The 20,334-nt window shown below is 74.7% G+C and carries 3 protein-coding genes; 2 read left to right on the top strand and 1 reads right to left on the bottom strand.

Features of this window, described 5'->3' with window-relative positions; translation table 11 throughout:
• The first annotated feature begins 62 nt into the window (after nucleotides 1–62).
• Entirely contained in the window at nucleotides 63–15,344 is a 15,282-nt protein-coding gene (locus OG294_RS07390; RefSeq protein WP_442789316.1) for a type I polyketide synthase, read from the top strand.
• A gap of 69 nt (nucleotides 15,345–15,413) precedes the next feature.
• Nucleotides 15,414–18,977 (top strand): type I polyketide synthase, encoded by a 3,564-nt coding sequence (locus OG294_RS07385; RefSeq protein ID WP_327065614.1) that lies wholly within the window; start codon nucleotides 15,414–15,416, stop codon nucleotides 18,975–18,977.
• 280 nt (nucleotides 18,978–19,257) lie between these two features.
• On the opposite strand, the gene OG294_RS07380 is transcribed toward OG294_RS07385, so the two are convergent.
• The gene (locus OG294_RS07380) at nucleotides 19,258–19,848 is read right to left on the bottom strand and encodes a hypothetical protein (RefSeq protein ID WP_327065613.1); all 591 of its coding nucleotides are present in this window, start codon (nucleotides 19,846–19,848) and stop codon (nucleotides 19,258–19,260) included.
• Nucleotides 19,849–20,334: the final 486 nt, after the last annotated feature.

Here is a 20,334-nt window from a genome sequence, read left to right as displayed (position 1 = left end):
GAAGTGCGGAGCCCATGATGACCACGCCGAACGAAAAAGTCGTTGCCGCGCTCCGGGCCTCCATCAAGGAGACCGAGCGGCTGCGGCGGCAGAACCAGCAGCTGATCGCGGCCGCGAAGGAGCCGATCGCGATCGTCGCGATGAGCTGCCGGTTCCCGGGCGGCGTGGCATCACCCGAGGCGCTGTGGCGACTGGTCGCCGAAGGCGGCGACGCGATCGGCGAGTTCCCGGCCGACCGCGGCTGGCAGCTCGCCGACCTGTACGACGAGGACCCCGACCGCCAGGGCACCTTCTACGCCCGCGGCGGCGGGTTCCTGGCCGGCGCCGACCGCTTCGACCCGGCGTTCTTCGGCATCTCGCCGCGCGAGGCACTCGCCATGGACCCGCAGCAGCGCCTGCTCCTTGAGACCTCCTGGGAGGCGTTCGAGCGGGCCGGACTCGACCCCTCGGCGCTGCGCGGCAGCCGCACCGGCGTCTTCGTCGGCGCCTCCGCCTCCGGCTACGCGGGCGTGGCCGACCAGCTGCCGGACGGGGTCGAGGGCTACCTGCTCACCGGCAACGCGGCGGCCGTCGTCTCCGGCCGGGTCTCCTACACCTTCGGCTTCGAGGGCCCGGCCGTCACGGTCGACACCGCCTGCTCCTCCTCGCTGGTCTCGCTGCACCTGGCCGTGCAGGCGCTGCGCAACGGCGAGTGCTCGTTGGCACTGGCCGGCGGCGTGACGGTGCTGGCCACCCCGGACGTCTTCGTCGAGTTCAGCCGCCAGCACGGCCTGGCCGCCGACGGCCGCTGCAAGGCCTTCGCGGCCGGGGCCGACGGCACCGGCTGGTCCGAGGGCGTCGGCATGCTGCTGGTCGAGCGGCTCTCCGACGCCCGGCGCAACGGGCACCCGGTACTGGCGATCGTGCGCGGCTCGGCCGTCAACCAGGACGGCGCGTCCAACGGTCTGACGGCCCCGAACGGCCCCTCCCAGCAACGGGTGATCCGCCAGGCGCTGGAGAACGCGCGCCTGAAGCCCGAGCAGGTCGACGCGGTCGAGGCGCACGGCACCGGCACCACCCTCGGCGACCCGATCGAGGCGCAGGCGCTGCTGGCCACGTACGGCCAGGACCGGCCCGCGGAGCGGCCGTTGCGGCTGGGCTCGCTCAAGTCGAACATCGGTCACACCCAGGCGGCGGCCGGTGTCGCGGGCGTGATCAAGATGGTCATGGCGATGCGGCACGGCGTGCTGCCGCCGACCCTGCACGTGGACGAGCCGACTCCGCACGTGGACTGGACGGCGGGCGCGGTCTCGCTGCTCACCGAGGCCGTCGACTGGCCGGCGACCGACGAGCCGCGCCGGGCCGGGATCTCGGCGTTCGGCGTGAGCGGCACGAATGCGCACACGATCCTGGAGCAGGCGCCGGAGAGCGCGCCGGAGCCGGTCACCGAGGCGGCGGTGTCGCCGTCGGTGTTGCCGGTGGTCCTCTCGGCGCGGGACGCGGACGCGCTGCGGGCGCAGGCGGAGCGGTTGCTGCCGGTGGCTGCGGAGGCCGAACCGGTGGATGTGGCGCACTCGTTGGCGACGGGCCGGGCGGCGCTGGAGCGGCGTGCGGTGGTGCTGGCGGGGGAGCGGGACGAACTGCTGGGCGGGCTGGCCGCGTTGGCGGCGGGGGAGTCGCTGGCGCAGGTCGTCACGGGCTCGGTGGTGGAGGGGCGGACGGCGTTCCTGTTCACCGGTCAGGGCAGCCAGCGGGCCGGGATGGGCGCTGAACTGTACGGCGCGTTCCCGGTGTTCGCGGAGGCCTACGACGCGGTCCGCGCGGAGCTGGACCAGTACCTGGCGACACCGCTCGGTCAGGCCGACGCGTTGCTGGACGAGACGGCCTACACGCAGCCGGCGCTCTTCGCGTTGGAGGTGGCGCTGTTCCGGCTGGTCGAGTCCTGGGGTGTGCGGCCGGACTTCCTGGCGGGGCACTCGATCGGTGAGCTGGCCGCCGCGCACGTCGCGGGCGTCCTGTCCCTGGCGGATGCCGCCAAGCTGGTGGCCGCGCGTGGCCGCCTGATGCAGGCGCTGCCTGCCGGTGGTGCGATGGTGGCCGTCCAGGCGAGCGAGGCGGAGGTGCTGTCGCTGCTCGACGGCCGCTCCGACGTCGGTATCGCCGCCGTCAACGGCCCGACGTCCGTGGTGCTTTCGGGTGCCGAGCAGGCGGTGCTGGAGGTGGCCGGGCAGCTGGGCTGCAAGACGAAGCGCCTGATCGTCAGCCACGCGTTCCACTCACCGCTGATGGAGCCGATGCTCGCCGAGTTCCGCGCGCTCGCCGCCGAACTGACCTTCCACGCCCCGACGATCCCGATCGTCTCCACCCTCGACCAGTCCGCCGACCTTGCCACTCCCGAGTACTGGGTGCGCCACGTCCGCGAGGCCGTCCGCTTCGCCGACGCGATCGCCACCCTGGAGCAGCAGGGCGTGCGCACCTTCGTCGAGCTGGGCCCCGACGGCGTGCTCGCCGCGATGGGCCAGGAGAGCGCCACCGCCGAGCGGACCGCCCTCGTGCCCGTTCTCCGCGCGGGCCGCCCCGAGGTGCGCAGCGCGGTCACCGCGCTCGCCCAGGCGCACGTCCGCGGCATCCCCGTGGACTGGCCGGCGTTCTTCGCAGGCACCGGTGCCCGCCGGATCGACCTGCCCACCTACCCCTTCCAGCGCCAGCGCTACTGGCTCGAAGGCGGCGCCCCGACGGGCGACCCCGCCTCGCTCGGGCTGGTCGCCGCCGGGCACCCGCTGCTCGGCGCGAGCGTCGAACTCCCGCACTGGGACGGCCTGGTGTTCACCGGCCGGCTCTCCGTGCAGGCCCAGCCGTGGCTCGCCGACCACGTCGTGCTGGGCTCGGTGCTGCTGCCGGGCACCGCGTTCGTGGAGCTGGCGATCCGCACCGGCGACCAGGTGGGCTGCTCGCTGCTGGAGGAGCTGACGCTGGAGGCCCCGCTGGTCCTGGGCGCCCAGGGCGGTGTCCAACTGCGCCTCGCCCTGGGCGCGGTGGACGAATCGGGACGCCGCCCGCTGAGCCTGCACTCGCGGCCGGAGGATGCCGAGGCCGAGGAGCCGTGGACCCGGCACGCCACCGGTGTGGTCGCCCCCGGCAGCCCTGCGGAGCCGTTCACCGCACCGGCCGCCTGGCCGCCGGCCGGTGCGGAGGCCGTCGACGTCACGGACCTCTACGAGCGCCTCACCACGGCCGGTTTCGGCTACGGCCCGGTCTTCCGCGGCCTGCGGGCCGCCTGGCGGCGGGCCGACGAGGTGTTCGCCGAGGTGGCGCTGCCCGAGGAGGCCCGCGACGGTGCTGCTGCCTTCGGCCTGCACCCGGCGCTGCTGGATGCCGCACTGCACGCGGTCGGCGTCGGCAACCTGCTGGACGACACCGGGCGCGGCCGGATCCCGTTCGCGTGGAGCGGCGTCTCGCTCCACGCCTGGGGTGCCACCGTGCTGCGCGCCCGCCTGTCGCGTACCGGACCGGAAGCGATCACGCTGGAGCTGGCCGACGAGACCGGTCGGCCGGTCGCCTCGGTCGACTCGCTGGTGCTGCGCGAGGTCTCCGAGGAGCAGGTGCGCGCGACCCGGGGCGGCTTCACGGACTCGCTCTTCCAGGTGGCCTGGCAGCCGCTCGCGGTGTCGGCGTCGGTGTCGGTGTCGGAGTCCCCGGCCGGGCGCTGGGCGGTGCTGGGCGCCGAGCTGTTCGGTGCGGACCACTTCGCCGACCTCGCCGCGTTGGGTGCGGCGGTGGACGACGGCCTGGCCGCCCCGGAGACGGTCTTCCTCCCCCTCGTCCCGACCCCCGGGGTCGGCTCTGCTGAGGTGCGTGAGGCGCTGCACGGCGTGCTCGCGGTGGTGCAGGCGTGGCTGGCGGACGAGCGGTTCGCCGGTTCGCGGCTGGTGCTGATGACCCGGGGTGCGGTGGCGGTCGACGCGAGCGGCGTCATCGACCTGGTGCACGCGCCGGTCTGGGGTCTGGTGCGCTCGGCGCAGTCCGAGAACCCTGGCCGCTTCGTCCTGCTCGACCTTCCCGCCGACGGCGCCTCCCCGGAGCTGCCGACCGCTGCGCTGGCCACCGACGAGCCGGAACTCGCCGTCCGCGCGGGCGAGGTCCTGGTGCCCCGCCTCGCGCGGGTGGCGGCGCCGGTCGAGTCGTCGCCGGTCTTCGAAGCGGACGGCACGGTGCTGGTGACGGGTGCCTCGGGCACCCTGGGCGGTCTGGTGGCCCGCCACCTGGTGGCCGAACACGGGGTGCGGAGCCTGCTGTTGGTGTCGCGTCGTGGTGCGCAGGCGTCGGGGGCGGCCGAACTGGTGGCCGAACTGGCCGCGTTGGGCGCCAGCGCGGTCGTCGCGGCGTGCGATGTGGCGGACCGTGCTGCGCTGGCCGAGCTGTTGGCGGTGCACCCGGTGTCGGCGGTGGTGCACACCGCGGGGGTGCTGGACGACGGGATCGTCTCCTCGCTGACGCCCGAGCGGCTGAACACGGTGCTGCGCCCGAAGCTGGACGCGGCCCTCAACCTGCACGAACTCACCGACGGGCTCAGCGCGTTCGTCCTCTTCTCGTCCGCCGCCGGTACCTTCGGCGGCCCGGGCCAGGGCAACTACGCCGCTGCCAACGTCTTCCTGGACGCACTCGCCAGCCGGCGCCGCGCCCAGGGCCTGGCCGCCACCTCGCTCGCCTGGGGCCTGTGGGCCGAAGGCGCCGGCATGGCCGCCGCGCTCGGTGACGGCGACGTCGACCGGATGGCGCGCTCGGGCGTGCAGGGGCTCACCGCCGCCGAGGGCCTGGCGCTCTTCGACGCCGCCCTCGGCACCGGGGCCGCGACCGTGGTCCCGATGCGGCTGGACCTGGCCGCGCTGCGCAAGGACGCGAGCCGCGCGGTCGTGCCGCTGCTGCGCGGGCTGCTGCGGGCGCCCGCCCGCCGGGCCGCCCGGTCGGGCGCGGCCGGTGGCTCGGAGCTGACCGCCCATCTGCTGGCGCTGCCGGCCGGTGAGCGCGAGGCCGCGCTGCTGGAGCTGGTCTGCGGCCGGGTGGCGTCCGTGCTCGGCCACGCCGACGCGAGCGCCGTCGAAGGCAGTCGGGCCTTCAAGGAGCTGGGCTTCGACTCGCTGACGGCGGTCGAGCTGCGCAACGAGCTGAACGGTGCCACCGGCCTGCGGCTGCCCGCCACGCTGATCTTCGACTACCCGAGCCCGCCGGCCCTGGCCGCCTTCCTGCTCGCCGAGCTGCTGGGCGACGCCACGGACCCCGCTACCACCGGCCCGGCCGCCCCGGCCGCCCCGAGCGCCCTGGCCGACGACCCGATCGCGATCGTCGGCATGGCCTGCCGCTACCCCGGCGGTGTCGAGTCGCCCGAGGACCTGTGGCAGCTGGTCTTCTCCGGCGAGGACGCGATCTCCGGCTTCCCGGCCGGCCGCGGCTGGGACATCGAGAACCTCTACCACCCCGACCCCGATCACCAGGGCACCAGCTACGCCCGCGAGGGCGGCTTCCTGCACGACGCGGGTCTCTTCGACCCGGCGTTCTTCGGGATCTCGCCGCGCGAGGCGCTGGCGATGGACCCGCAGCAGCGCCTGCTCCTCGAGGTCTCCTGGGAGGCGATCGAGCGGGCGGGCATCGACCCGGCCTCGCTCAAGGGCAGCCGCACCGGCGTCTTCGCCGGTCTGATGTACCACGACTACACCTCCGGCATCAGCGAGCTGCCCGAGGGCGTCGAGGGCTACCTGGGCACGGGCAACTCCGGCAGCATCGTCTCCGGTCGGGTCGCCTACACCTTCGGTCTCGAAGGCCCGGCGGTGACGGTCGACACCGCCTGCTCGTCCTCGCTGGTGGCGCTGCACTGGGCGATCCAGGCGCTGCGCAACGGCGAGTGCACGATGGCGCTCGCGGGCGGCGTGGCGGTGATGGGCACGCCCGAGACCTTCGTCGACTTCAGCCGCCAGCGCGGCCTGTCGGCCGACGGGCGCTGCAAGTCCTTCGCCGCCGCTGCCGACGGCACCGGCTGGGGCGAGGGCGTGGGCATGCTGCTGGTCGAGCGCCTCTCGGACGCGCGGCGCCACGGGCACCCGGTGCTCGCCGTGGTGCGCGGCTCCGCGGTCAACCAGGACGGAGCGTCCAACGGCCTCACGGCCCCCAACGGCCCCTCGCAGCAGCGGGTGATCCGCCAGGCCCTGGCGTCGGCCGGGCTGACCGCCGACCAGATCGACGCGGTCGAGGCGCACGGCACCGGCACCACGCTGGGCGACCCGATCGAGGCGCAGGCGCTGCTGGCCACCTACGGCCGCGAGCGCGCGCAGGACGAACCCCTCTGGCTCGGTTCGGTCAAGTCCAACATCGGCCACACCCAGGCCGCCGCCGGTGTCGCGGGCATCATCAAGATGGTGATGGCGATGCGGCACGGCGTGCTGCCGCGCACCCTCCATGTGGACGAGCCCTCGCCCACCGTCGACTGGGCCGCCGGTGCGGTCGAACTGCTGACCGAGGCACGGCCCTGGCCGCAGAGCGAGCGCCCGCGTCGCGCGGCGGTCTCCTCCTTCGGCATCAGCGGCACCAACGCGCACACCATCCTTGAGCAGGCCCCGGCCGCCCCTGCCGCGCAGGCCCCGGCCGCCGCCGAGGCGGTGCACACGGCCGTGCTGCCGTGGCTGCTGTCGGCGCGGAGCGGCGAGGCGCTGCGGGCCCAGGCCGAGCGGCTGCGCACCTTCCTGGTGAACCAGCCGGCCGCCGAACCGGCCGATGTGGCCTACTCGTTGGCCACCACCCGGGCCGCCCTGGAGCACCGCGCGGTACTGGTCGCCGAGGACCGCGACGAACTCCTGCGCGCACTGGGCCTGCTGGCCGCGGGCGAGCCGGCTGCGGGGGCGGTCCGCGGCACGGTGGCGCCGGGCAGGCTCGCCTTCCTGTTCACCGGTCAGGGCAGCCAGCGGGCCGGGATGGGCGCTGAACTGTACGGCGCTTTCCCGGTGTTCGCCGAGGCGTACGACGCGGTCCGCGCGGAGCTGGACCAGCATCTTCAGACGCCGCTCGGCGAGGCCGACGCGTTGTTGGACGAGACGGCCTACACGCAGCCGGCGCTCTTCGCCCTCGAAGTGGCGCTGTTCCGTCTCCTCCGATCCTGGGGCGTGCGGCCGGATTTCCTGGCGGGGCACTCGATCGGTGAGCTGGCTGCCGCGCACGTCGCCGGTGTCCTCTCCCTCACTGACGCCGCCAAGCTGGTGGCCGCGCGTGGCCGCCTGATGCAGGCGCTGGCCGCCGGTGGTGCGATGGTGGCCGTCCAGGCCGCCGAGGCGCAGGTGCTGCCGCTGCTCGCCGACCGTTCCGATGTCGGTATCGCCGCCGTCAACGGCCCGACGTCCGTGGTGCTTTCGGGCGCGGAGCAGGCGGTGCTGGAGGTGGCCGGGCAGCTGGGCTGCAAGACCAAGCGCCTGACCGTCAGCCACGCGTTCCACTCCCCGCTGATGGAGCCGATGCTCGCCGAGTTCCGCGCGCTCGCCGCCGAACTGACCTTCCACGCCCCGACGATCCCGATCGTCTCCACCCTCGACCAGTCCGCCGACCTCGCCACCCCCGAGTACTGGGTGCGCCACGTCCGCGAGGCCGTCCGCTTCGCCGACGCCATCGCCACCCTGGAGCAGCAGGGCGTGCGCACCTTCGTCGAGCTGGGCCCCGACGGTGTGCTCAGCGCGATGGGCCAGGAGAGCGCCACCGCCGAGGGGAGCGCCTTCGCGCCCGCGCTGCGCGCCGACCGCCCCGAGGTCCGCACCCTCACGACCGCTCTCGCCCGGCTGCACGCCCGTGGCGCGGCCGTGGACTGGCCGGCCTTCTTCGCCGGTCGGAACGCCCGCCGGGTCGACCTGCCCACCTATGCCTTCCAACACGCCTGGTACTGGCTGGAGTCCGCGGCGCAGGCCGCCGGCGGACCGGCCGCCGACCCGGTGGACGCGGAGTTCTGGCAGGCGGTGGAGCGCGGGGACCTGGACACGCTCGCGGCGACGCTCGACGTCGAGGCCCGCAGCGAGGGGCCGCTGGGCACCCTGTTGCCCGCCCTGTCCACCTGGCGCCGCCGGCACCGGGAGCGCACCACGGTGGACGGCTGGCGCTACCAGGCCGGGTGGCAGCTGGTCGCCGATGCCGGCGCTGCCGCACCGTCGGGGCGCTGGCTGGTGGTGGTGCCGGTCGGCAGCGTCGAGGACGCCGTGGTGCTGGACACCTTGCACCTGCTGGTCGACCGCGGCGTCGAGGTGCACCGGATCGACGTCGCGGTGGCGGACGCCGACCGCCGCCGGCTCGCCGAGCGCCTGCGGCCACTGGCCGACGCCGAAGCGCCGACCGGCGTGCTCTCGCTGCTCGCCCTGGACGAGCAGACGGCCGTCCCCGGGACGCTGGCGCTGGTCCAGGCACTGGGCGATGCCGGGGTCGCGGCGCCGCTGTGGTGCCTGACCCGCGGCGCCGTCTCGATCGCGCCCGCCGAGCGGCTGGCCAACCCCGTCCAGGCCCAACTCTGGGGCCTGGGGCGGGTGGCGGCACTGGAACACCCCGACCGCTGGGGCGGCCTGGTCGACCTGCCGGTGATCGCGGACGACCGGGTGCTGAGCCGCCTGCTCGGTGCGCTGGGCGGTGCGGTCGGCGAGGATCAGCTCGCGGTGCGCACCTCGGGCGTCTTCGCCCGACGTCTGCTGCGCTCGGCACCCGGTGAGGCCGTCGGCTGGCAGCCGACGGGCACCACTCTGGTCACCGGTGGCACGGGCGCGTTGGGCGCGGAGGTGGCGCGTTGGCTGGCCCGCAACGGTGCCGAGCAGCTGGTGCTCGCCGGTCGGCGTGGCCCGGACGCCCCGGGTGCGGCCGAGCTGGTCGCCGAGCTGGGCGCGTTGGGTGCGGTGGCGACGGTGGTGGCGTGTGATGTGGCCGACCGGGCGGCGCTGGCCGGGCTGTTGGCGGCGCACCCGGTCTCGGCCGTCTTCCACACCGCCGGGGTGCTGGACGACGGGGTACTCGACGGCCTGACGGCCGAGCGGTTCGCCGCCGTGGCCCGGCCCAAGGTGGACGCCGCCCGCAACCTGCACGAACTGACCGGCGAGCTCAGCGCGTTCGTGCTCTTCTCCTCGATCGCGGGCACCATCGGCAGCGCGGGGCAGGCCAACTACGCGGCGGCCAACGCCTATCTGGACGCGCTGGCCGAGCAGCGCCGGGCCGACGGCCTGCCCGCCACCGCGATCGCCTGGGGCCCATGGGCCCAGGGCGGCATGGCCGATGACGAGGGCCTGGCCGAGCGCCTGCGCCGTGGCGGCCTGGGCACCATGGCACCGGAGTTGGCGCTGGCCTTCCTGCACCGCGCGCTCTCCACCAGGGACACCGCGGTGGCCGCCGCGGACCTGGACTGGGCGCGGTTCGCACCCTCCTTCGCCGCCGCTCGGCCCACCCGCCTCTTCGACGAACTGCCCGAGGCCCGCACGGCGATCGAGCAGGCCGCTCCCGCGGCCGGCGACGACCTCGCCGCCGGTACCCTCGCGCATCGCCTGGCCGCTCTGGCCCCGGCCGAGCAGGAGCGCGCGCTGCTCGATGTGGTGCGGGGCAATGTGGCCGCCGTGCTCGGCTACGCCGGCCCGGACTCCGTGGAGGTCGGCAAGGCGTTCCGTGAGCTGGGCTTCGACTCGCTCACCGCCGTCGAGTTCCGCAACCTGCTGGGCACCGCGACCGGACTGGCCCTGCCCAGCACCCTGGTGTTCGACTACCCGACCACGGTCGCGCTGGCCGGCCATCTGCGCGGTGAGCTGCTCGGTGCGGGGCCGGCGGTGCCGACGGCGGTCGCGGTGCGGGCGGTTGACGACGAGCCGATCGCGATCGTGGCGATGAGCTGCCGGTTCCCGGGGGGCGTTGCGACGCCCGAGGAGCTGTGGCAGCTGCTGGCCGCGGGTGGCGATGCGATCTCCGGTTTCCCGACCGACCGCGGTTGGGACCTGGCCGCGCTCTTCGGCGCCGACTCCGACGATGCGCACGCGTCCCACACCCGCCGGGCCGGTTTCCTCTCCGGTGTGGCCGAGTTCGATCCGACCTTCTTCGGGATCTCGCCGCGCGAGGCGCTGGCCATGGACCCGCAGCAGCGGCTGCTCCTGGAGACCTCCTGGGAGGCGTTCGAGCGGGCGGGCATCGACCCGACCGCGCTGCGTGGCAGCCGGACCGGCGTCTTCGTCGGCACCAACGGCCAGGACTACCTCCAACTGGCGATGGACGACGCCCGGGACCTCGCCGGGTTCCTGGGCACCGGCAACGCCGCCAGCGTTGTCTCCGGTCGGTTGTCGTACACCTTTGGTCTGGAGGGGCCGGCGGTGACGGTGGACACGGCGTGTTCGTCGTCGTTGGTGGCGTTGCATCTGGCGGGGCAGGCGTTGCGGGGTGGTGAGTGTTCGTTGGCGTTGGTGGGTGGTGTGACGGTGATGTCGACGCCTGGTGCGTTCGTGGAGTTCAGTCGTCAGGGTGGGTTGGCGGCGGATGGTCGGTGCAAGGCGTTTGCGGGTGGTGCGGATGGTACGGGGTGGGGTGAGGGTGTGGGGATGTTGTTGGTGGAGCGGTTGTCGGATGCGGAGCGCAACGGGCATCCGGTGTTGGCGGTGGTGCGTGGCAGTGCGGTGAATCAGGACGGTGCGTCGAATGGTCTGACGGCGCCCAATGGTCCTTCGCAGCAGCGGGTGATTCGGCAGGCGTTGGCGAATGCGGGTGTGGTGGCGTCCGGGGTGGATGCGGTGGAGGCGCACGGGACCGGTACCACGCTGGGTGATCCGATCGAGGCGCAGGCGTTGCTCGCCACCTACGGTCAGGAGCGGCCGGCCGAGCAGCCGTTGTGGTTGGGGTCGGTGAAGTCGAACATCGGTCATACGCAGGCGGCTGCGGGTGTGGCGGGTGTGATCAAGATGGTGTTGGCGATGGGGCATGGGGTGTTGCCGCGCAGTCTGCACATTGATGAGCCGACGTCGCAGGTGGACTGGTCGTCGGGTGCGGTGGCGCTGTTGGCGGAGGAGCGGGTGTGGCCGCGGAGCGGGCGTCCGCGTCGTGCGGGTGTCTCGTCCTTCGGGCTGAGCGGTACCAACGCCCACGTCATCCTGGAACAGGCACCCGTGGTGGCACCGGCACCGGCACCGGCGGCAGTCGCCCCGTCCGTTCTCCCGGTGCTCCTGTCCGCGCGCACCGAGCAGGCGCTGCGGGCGCAGGCGGAGCGGTTGCTGCCGGTGGCTGCGGAGGCCGAACCGGTGGATGTGGCGCACTCGTTGGCGACGGGCCGGGCGGCGCTGGAGCGCCGCGCGGTGGTGCTGGCGGGGGAGCGGGACGAACTGCTGGGCGGGCTGGCCGCGTTGGCGGCGGGGGAGTCGGTGGCGCAGGTCGTCACGGGCTCGGTGGTGGAGGGGCGGACGGCGTTCCTGTTCACCGGTCAGGGCAGCCAGCGGGCTGGGATGGGTGCTGAACTGTACGGCGCGTTCCCGGTGTTCGCGGAGGCGTACGACGCGGTCCGCGTGGAGCTGGACCAGTACCTGGAGACGCCGCTCGGCGAGGCCGACGCGTTGCTGGACGAGACGGCCTACACGCAGCCGGCGCTCTTCGCCCTCGAAGTGGCGCTGTTCCGGCTGGTCGAGTCCTGGGGAGTGCGGCCGGACTTCCTGGCGGGGCACTCGATCGGTGAGCTGGCCGCCGCGCACGTCGCCGGTGTCCTCTCCCTCGCCGACGCCGCCAAGCTGGTGGCCGCGCGTGGCCGCCTGATGCAGGCGCTGGCCGCCGGTGGTGCGATGGTCGCGGTGCAGGCTGCCGAGGCGCAGGTGCTGCCGCTGCTCGACGGCCGCTCCGATGTCGGTATCGCCGCCGTCAACGGCCCGACCTCTGTGGTGCTTTCGGGCGCCGAGCAGGCGGTGCTGGAGGTGGCCGGGCAGCTGGGCTGCAAGACCAAGTGCCTGACCGTCAGCCACGCGTTCCACTCGCCGCTGATGGAGCCGATGCTCGCCGAGTTCCGCACACTCGCCGCCGAACTCACCTTCCACGCCCCGACGATCCCGATCGTCTCCACCCTCGACCAGTCCGCCGACCTCGCCACCCCCGAGTACTGGGTGCGCCACGTCCGCGAGGCCGTCCGCTTCGCCGACGCCATCGCCACCCTGGAGCAGCAGGGCGTGCGCACCTTCGTCGAGCTGGGCCCCGATGGAACCCTCACCGCACTCGCCCAGGAGTCCGCCACCGCCGAGCGGACCGCCTTCGTGCCCGTTCTCCGCGCGGGCCGCCCCGAGGCGCGCAGCGCGGTCGCCGCGCTCGCCCAGGCCCACGTCCGCGGCATCCCCGTGGACTGGTCGGCGTTCTTCGCCGGCACCGGCGCCCGCCGGATCGACCTGCCCACCTACCCCTTCCAGCGCCAGCGCTACTGGGTGCAGCCGTCCGCGCTGCCCGCCGCGACCGACGTGGCCGCGGCCGGTCTGGCCTCCGCCGGGCACCCGCTGCTTGGCGCGGCCGTCGAACTGCCCGACTCCGACGGCTTCCTGTTCACCGGCCGGCTCACCCTGGACACCCACCCGTGGCTGTCCGACCACGCGGTGGGCGACACCGTGCTGCTGCCGGAGACGGCGTTCGTCGAACTCGCCGTCCGGGCCGGCGACCAGGTCGGCTGCGGCCTGCTGGAGGAGCTGACCGTCGAGGTGCCGCTGGTGCTGCCCGAGGAGGGCGCGCTCCAGCTGCACCTGGTGGTCGGCGGCCCCGAGCAGGCTTCCGGTCGGCGATCGCTGGCCCTCTATGCCCGCCCCGAGAGTGCGATGGCGTCCGAGCCGTGGACCCGGCACGCGAGCGGTGCGCTGGCCGTCGCCGCGACGTCCGCCCTCCCCGCCCCCGTGCCGCTGGACCCGGCGGCCTGGCCGCCGGCCGGCGCCGTCGAGCTGCCGGTCGAGGGCCACTACGAGCGGCAGGCGTCGGCCGGCCGCTGGTACGGGCCCGCGCTCCGGGGCCTGCGCAAGGCCTGGCAGCACGGGGACACGGTCTTCGCGACCGTGGAGCTGCCCGAGGAGCTGCGGACGGCGGCGGACGCCTACGGCCTGCACCCGGCCCTGCTCGACGCCGCCCTGCACGCCCTCTCCCTCGACCCGGCGTCCACCGGCCCGGCGTCCCTCGCCCCCTTCGCCTGGCGCGGCCTCACCCTGCACGCCGGGGGTGCCACGGAGCTGCGGGTGCGACTCACGCCGACCGGGCCGGCGGAGGTGTCGCTGGCCGCGACGGACGAGTCGGGTACTCCCGTCGTCTCGGTGCAGGCCCTGACGCTGCGCCCCCTCGCGGCCGAGCAGCTCGCTGCGGCCTCGAAGGCCGGGCGGCCCGACGCGCTCTTCCGCATCGACTGGGCGCCCCTGCCCTTGCCGGAGCGGTCCGAGGTGCCGACCGGTACGCGCTGGGCCGTGCTCGGCGCCGACCGGCTCAAGATCGGCGCCTCCCTCGAACTGGCCGGTGAACGGCCCGAGTTCTACGACGGCCTGGCCGAGCTGCAGGCGGCCGTCGCGGCCGGGCGGCCCGCCCCCGACACCGTGCTGGTGAGCTGCACGGGCGAGCCGGGCGGCAACGACCTGGCGGCCGAGGTCCACACGGCCACCCACCGCGCGCTCGCCCTGGTGCAGGGCCTGCTCGCCGACGACGGCCTCGCCGGTGCCCGGCTGGCCCTGCTGACCAGCGGCGCGGTGGCCACCGGCACCGGCGACGGGCCGGTCGACCTGGTCCACGCCCCGCTCTGGGGCCTGGTGCGGGCGGCCCGGATCGAGAACCGGGACCGCTTCACGCTGGTGGACCTGGACGACGACGAGGAGTCCCGCCGCCTGCTGCCGTTCGCGATCGCCTGCGGCGAGCAGGAGTTCGCCCTGCGGGCGGGCACCGTGCGGGTGCCCCGGCTGGCCCGCCTCGCCGGTCCCGCGCACCCCGCCCAGAGCGATGAACAGCCCGGTTCCGCACCGAAGTTGAACCCCGACGGCACGGTGCTGATCACCGGTGCGGCCGGCGGGCTCGGCGCTCTGCTCGCCCGCCATCTGGTGGCCGAACACGGCGTCCGCCACCTGCTGTTGACCAGCCGGCGCGGCCCCAGCGCCCCGGGCGCGGCCGAACTGGTCGCCGAACTCACCGCGTCGGGTGCCGAGGTCACGATGGCGGCCTGTGACGTGGCGGACCGCGTGGAACTGGCCGCGCTGCTGGCCGAGGTGCCGGTCGCGCACCCGCTGACGGCGGTGGTGCACACCGCGGCCGTGCTGGACGACGGCGTGGTCGGCGCGCTCACCCCCGAGCGGGTCGACCGCGTGCTGCGTCCCAAGGTGGACGCGGCGCTCCACCTGCACGAGCTCACCGCCGAGCTGGAGCTGGACGCCTTCGTGCTCTTCTCGGCCGCCGCCGGCACGCTGGGCGGTGCGGGGCTCGCCGGCTACGGTGCGGCCAACGTCTTCCTGGACGCGCTGGCCCGCCACCGCCACGGCCACGGCCTGGCCGCGGTCTCGCTGGCCTGGGGCATGTGGGCCGAGCGGCGCGGCATGGCGGGCCGGCTGAGCGAGGTGGACCTCGCCAGGTCGGCGCGCGGCGGGGTGCTCCCGATGACCGCCGAGCAGGGACTGGCGCTCTTCGACGCCGCCCTCGCGGTCACCGGCGAGCCGGTCCTGGTCCCGATGCGGCTGGACCTGAACGTGCTGCGGGCGCTGGCCACCGTGCCCGACGCGCTGCCCGCGCCCTTCCACGGTCTGGTGCGGCCTTCGGCCCGGCGCGCCTCCGTCGCTGCCGCGGCGGCGGCCGCCGAGCCCGACAGGGCCACCCTGGCCCAGCAGTTGGCCGGACGCCCGGCCGCCGAGCAGCGCAGTGCGCTGCTCGACCTGGTCCGCCGCCACGTGGTGGCCGTGCTCGGCTACACCTCGGTGGAGCTGGTCGGCGCCGGACAGGCCTTCCGCGAGCTGGGCTTCGACTCGCTGACCGCCGTCGAGCTGCGCAACCGGCTGACCGAGGCCACCGGGATCCGACTGCCCGCGACCCTGATCTTCGACCACCCGACGCCCGCCCTGCTGGCCGAGTCCCTGCTGGCCGAGCTGGCTCCCGACAGCGGACCGGCGGCTCCCGGCCTCCTCGAGGAGCTGGACCGCCTGGAGGCGGCGATCGCCGCGCTCGGCGCCGGGGAACACGGCGCCGTCGCCCCCGACGACGCCGCCCACGCGCGGATCGCGGTCCGCCTGCAGACCCTGCTGGCGAGCTGGAACGCCGCGCGCGGCAGCGAGGAGAGCGCGGGCGCGGCGGCGATCGACGAGGCGAGCGACGACGACCTCTTCGACTACATCGACAAGAAGTTCGGCAGGGGCTGAGCGGCGTGCCCGCCGTGTTCCGCAACCCCGTCACCCCCTACCCCGACGAACCGGATGGGCAGCGCTCCGATGGCCAATGAAGACAAGCTCCGCGAATACCTCAAGCGCGTGCTGAAGGACCTCGACGAGGCCCACACCCAGCTGCGCGACCTCGACGAGAAGGCCCGCGAGCCGATCGCGATCGTCGCGATGAGCTGCCGGTTCCCGGGCGGTGTGCAGAGCCCGGAGCAGCTCTGGCGGCTCGTCGAGAGCGGCGGTGACGCGATCTCCGGCTTCCCGACCGACCGCGACTGGGACCTCGACGGGCTCTACGACCCGGACCCGGACGCGCAGGGCGCCTCCTACACCAAGGAGGGCGGCTTCCTGTCCGCCGTGGACGAGTTCGACGCCGCCCTGTTCGGCATCACGCCGCGCGAGGCGCTGTCGATGGACCCGCAGCAGCGCCTGCTGCTCGAGACCTCCTGGGAGCTGTTCGAGCGGGCGGGCATCGACCCGGCGACCCTGCGCGGCAGCCGCACCGGCGTCTTCGTCGGCACCAACGGGCAGGACTACGTCCCGGTGCTGATGCGCTCGGCCGAGAACTTCGAGGGCCACCTGGGCACCGGCAACACCGCGAGCGTGATGTCCGGGCGGCTCTCCTACACCTTCGGTCTCGAGGGTCCGGCGGTCACCGTCGACACCGCCTGCTCGGCCTCGCTGGTCTCGCTGCACCTCGCCGTGCAGGCGCTGCGCACCGGCGAGTGTTCGCTGGCCCTGGCCGGCGGCATCACCGTGATGCCGAACCCGGGCACCATCATCGAGTTCAGCCGCCAGCGCGGGCTGGCCGCCGACGGCCGCTGCAAGTCCTTCGCCGGTGCGGCCGACGGCACCAACATGGCCGAGGGCGTGGGCCTGCTGCTGGTCGAGCGGCTCTCCGAGGCCCGCCGCAACGGGCACCGGGTGCTGGCCGTGGTGCAGGGCAGCGCGGTCAACCAGGACGGCGCGAGCAACGGCCTGACCGCCCCCAACGGGCCGTCCCAGCAGCGGGTGATCCGCCAGGCGCTGGCCAACGCCCGGCTGACGCCCGACCAGGTCGACGTGGTCGAGGGCCACGGCACCGGCACCCGGCTGGGCGATCCGATCGAGGCGCAGGCGCTGCTGGCCACCTACGGCCGGGGCCGGCCCGAGGACCGGCCGGTGTGGCTCGGCTCGGTGAAGTCGAACATCGGCCACACCCAGGCGGCGGCGGGCGTCGCGGGCGTGATCAAGATGGTGATGGCGATGCGGCACGGCGTGCTGCCGCGCACCCTGCACGTGGACGAGCCGACCCCGCACGTCGACTGGTCGGCCGGTGCCGTCGAGCTGCTGGCGGAGAACCGGCCCTGGCCGCAGACCGGCCGCCCGCGCCGGGCCGCGGTCTCGTCCTTCGGCATCAGCGGCACCAACGCCCACACCGTGCTGGAGCAGGCCCCCGCCGAGGAGGCACCCGCCGGGCAGGCACCCGCCGGGGAGGCACCGGCCGGTGAGGCGCTGGCCGGGGAGGCACCGGCCGCGCTCGCCGTCACTGCCCCGGCGTCCCCCGTGCTCCCGGTGGTGCTCTCCGGCAAGAACGACGCCGCCCTGCGCGACCAGGCGGACCGCCTGCGCGACTGGCTGGACGCCGAGCCGGACGTCACCGTGCCCGAGGTCGCGCAGGCCCTGGCGACCACCCGGGCGGCGCTGGACCGCCGGGCGGCGATCGTGGCCGCCGACCAGGACGAACTCCGCGCCGGGCTCGATGCGCTGGCCCTCGGGGTGCCCGCCGCACAGGTGCTCAAGGGCACCGCGGTCGAGGGCCGGCTCGCCTTCCTCTTCACCGGCCAGGGCAGCCAGCGCCCCGGCATGGGGGCCGAACTCCACGCCGCCTTCCCGGTGTTCGCCGAGGCCTACGACGCGGTCCGGGTCGAGCTGGACCGGCACCTGGAGACCCCGCTCGCCGAGGCCGACGCACTGCTCGACCGGACGGCGTGCACCCAGCCCGCGCTCTTCGCCCTCGAGGTGGCGCTGTTCCGGCTCGTCGAATCCTGGGGCCTGCGACCGGACTTCCTGGCCGGGCACTCGATCGGCGAACTGGCCGCCGCGCACGTCGCGGGCGTCCTCTCGCTGGCCGACGCCGCGCAGCTGGTCGCCGCCCGTGGCCGACTGATGCAGCAACTGCCCGCCGGTGGCGCGATGGTGGCCGTCGAGGCGGCCGAGGACGAGGTGCTGCCGCTGCTCGCCGACCGCTCGGATGCGGGCATCGCCGCTGTCAACGGGCCTTCGTCGGTGGTGATTTCCGGTGCCGAGACGGCCGTCCTGGCGGTGGCCGAGAGGCTGGCCGCCGAGGGCTGCCGGACCAGGCGCCTGACCGTCAGCCACGCGTTCCACTCGCCGCTGATGGAGCCGATGCTCGCCGAGTTCCGCGCGATCGCCGAGCAGGTGACTTTCCACGCCCCCACCCTCCCGATCGTCTCGACGCTCGACCAGCGCGCCGACCTGACCACCCCCGACTACTGGGTGCGCCACGCCCGCGAGACGGTCCGGTTCGCCGACGCCGTCGAGACGCTGGAACGCGAGGGCGTGCGCACCTTCGTCGAGCTGGGCCCGGACGGCATCCTCAGCGCCCTCGGGCGGGACTGCGTCGGCACGGCCGCGCTGTTCGCCCCGGCGCTGCGCCGTGACCGCCCCGAGGCCCGGACGGCGATCGGCGCGCTGGCCCAGGCGCACGCCCACGGCGTCGCCGTCGACTGGGCGGCCTTCTTCGGGGGGACCGGCTCCGGCCGGCTCGATCTGCCCACCTACGCCTTCCAGCGCCGCCGCTTCTGGCCGGCGGCGGCCGAGGACGGGTCGACGGTGCCGGCCGACGCCGTGGACGAGCGGTTCTGGTCCGCCGTGCGGCGCGAGGACCTGGACGGGCTGCTCAGCACCCTGGGCCTGGCCGGTGACCTGCCGCTCAGCGCGGCACTGCCCGCCATGTCGTCCTGGCTCCGGGCGCGGAGCCAGGACCGGCTCCCGGCGGCGCCCGCCACGGCGGCGGACGCCTCGCGTGGCACCGCCCCGGAGACCGTGGCAGCCGTGGCAGCGGCGGAGCCCGCCGATGCTCCGCTGACCGTCCGCCTGGCGGGGATGGCCGGGTTCGAGCGGCAGAACGCGCTGCTCGCCCTGGTCCGGACCGAGGCGGCGTTCATCCTCGGCTACGCGGGACCGGAGGAGATCGAACCGGGGCAGGCCTTCCGGGACCTCGGCGTGGACTCGCTGATGGCGGTGCTGCTGCGCGACGGCCTGGCCGACCGGACGGGCCTGTCGCTGCCCGCCTCGCTCGTCTTCGACCAGCCCACCCCGGCCCTGCTCGCCACCCACCTGCACCTGGAGCTGTTCCCCGACAGCGCGGGCTCGGGCGGCTCGGTGACCGGGGAACTCGACCGCCTGGAGGCCGCGCTGGCCGCCAGCACCCCCGACGGCGTCACCCGGGCCCGGCTCCAGATGCGCCTCAACGCCCTGGCCGCCCGCCTGGGCGAGTCCCAGCAGCCCGCCGCGGAGGCCACGGCGGCCGAGGCCGACCTGGCGGAGATCGAGGGCCTCGACACCGCCTCGGACGAGGAGTTGTTCGCCTTCATCGACGACAGCCTCGGCTAGGAAGCGTGCGTTGGTGCTGAGCCAACCGGGGGGACTCCGGCAGGCGGGTGGATCGCTCCGCCCGTCTGCCGGACATCGGACGAGATCATTAGCCCATGAGAGGCCATGAGCTGACGGTCCGTCGGCTGCCTCCCCGCCTCCCCGCCTTCCCGCCTTCCCGCCTCCCCGCCTCCCCGCCTTCCCGCCTTCCCGCCTTCCCGCCTTCCGCCGAACGGCGGACAACCGGACAGGCCCTGGCCGCCGGACGGGCACGGCAGCGGGGGCGGGCCCCGCCCCGCCCTCAGCCCTGCGGCGGCCGGACCTCGATGATCTCGGCACGGCCGCCGACGGGCCGGGCCTCGTGCAGGGTGATCACGTCACCGGGCGTCAGGTGCCGCCACTGCTCGGGCGTCAGGGGAGCCAGCCGCACGTCGGCCGTCCCACCGGGGCCGAGCTGCGGCGCGGACTCCACCCAGAGCCGCGCGACGTTCAACGCCGACCGGCCGTCCGCGGTGCGGGTGCCGAGGTCCCACAGGGGCCTGAGCCGACCGTCGCCCGCGAAGGCGGTGCGGCGTCCGCGTCTGCTCTCGTCGGCGGGCAGCAGGGTCAGGGTCGCGCGGATGGTGCCGTTCCGGCGCTCCCAGTCCCGCCACTCGCACCAGCGGCGCGTGCGCTCCGACATCATCTGCCGGGCGGCCTCGGCGAGCGTCTCCCAGAAGTCGACGGGCACCGGATGGACGTCCGCGATGTCGACGAGCAGGTCGAGCGCCAGCTCCCACTCCTGGAGCCCGAGTTCGGCGCGGGCGTCCGCGACCGTCCAGCCGTTCTCCGCCGCGGCGTCCTCGGGCAGGAGGCCGGCGGCCCGCCGGAGGAGGGTGAACGCGTCGTCCATGGGGCCCATTGTCGCCCGGCCTCGCCGGGGGCCGAGGGGCGGGGGGAACGTACTGCGCCGGGAGGCGGTTCATGGGTTTCCGGTGTGGCCGAAATTCGGACAACGCATTTCGGCCAGTGGCCGGTTCATCGGTACACAGTGGTCGTCGGGGGGAGGGGAACGTATGCTGATGGCGTTCGGTTCAATGGGTTCCACAACCTTTCGGGGGGACCGAAACAGGCTGACATGACGTAGGTCACGTTTCATTTCCGGCCGGGCGGTGACGCCCTCTTCGTGCTGTGACCAGGGGCTGATGCATGGTTGACAGCCGAGTTGGCCTGGTTGCAGCATGTTGGAGCGGCGAATTCCGGATGGTTCCGGCGGCCGCTTCCGCCGAGGCGGACGAACTGGCTTTCCTGGCGAGTTCACCTGCTTTCCATTTCCTTACGTGTATGCGCGGCGGATTGTCGTGTGCCGACCGCTGGGAAAGGCCTGTAGTGACATCTC

Origin of the sequence: Kitasatospora sp. NBC_01302 (assembly GCF_035976515.1) — a bacterium.
Lineage (GTDB): Bacteria > Actinomycetota > Actinomycetes > Streptomycetales > Streptomycetaceae > Kitasatospora.
The sequence above is the reverse complement of the archived record's forward strand: the minus strand, read 5'-3'. Positions and strand labels throughout refer to the sequence as shown.

Bases quoted from the DNA above. Each gene is read 5' to 3' on its own strand.
- OG294_RS07385 (WP_327065614.1), top strand. From the start codon at position 15,414: ATGGCCAATGAAGACAAGCTCCGCGAATACCTCAAGCGCGTGCTGAAG.
- OG294_RS07380 (WP_327065613.1), bottom strand. From the start codon at position 19,848: ATGGACGACGCGTTCACCCTCCTCCGGCGGGCCGCCGGCCTCCTGCCC.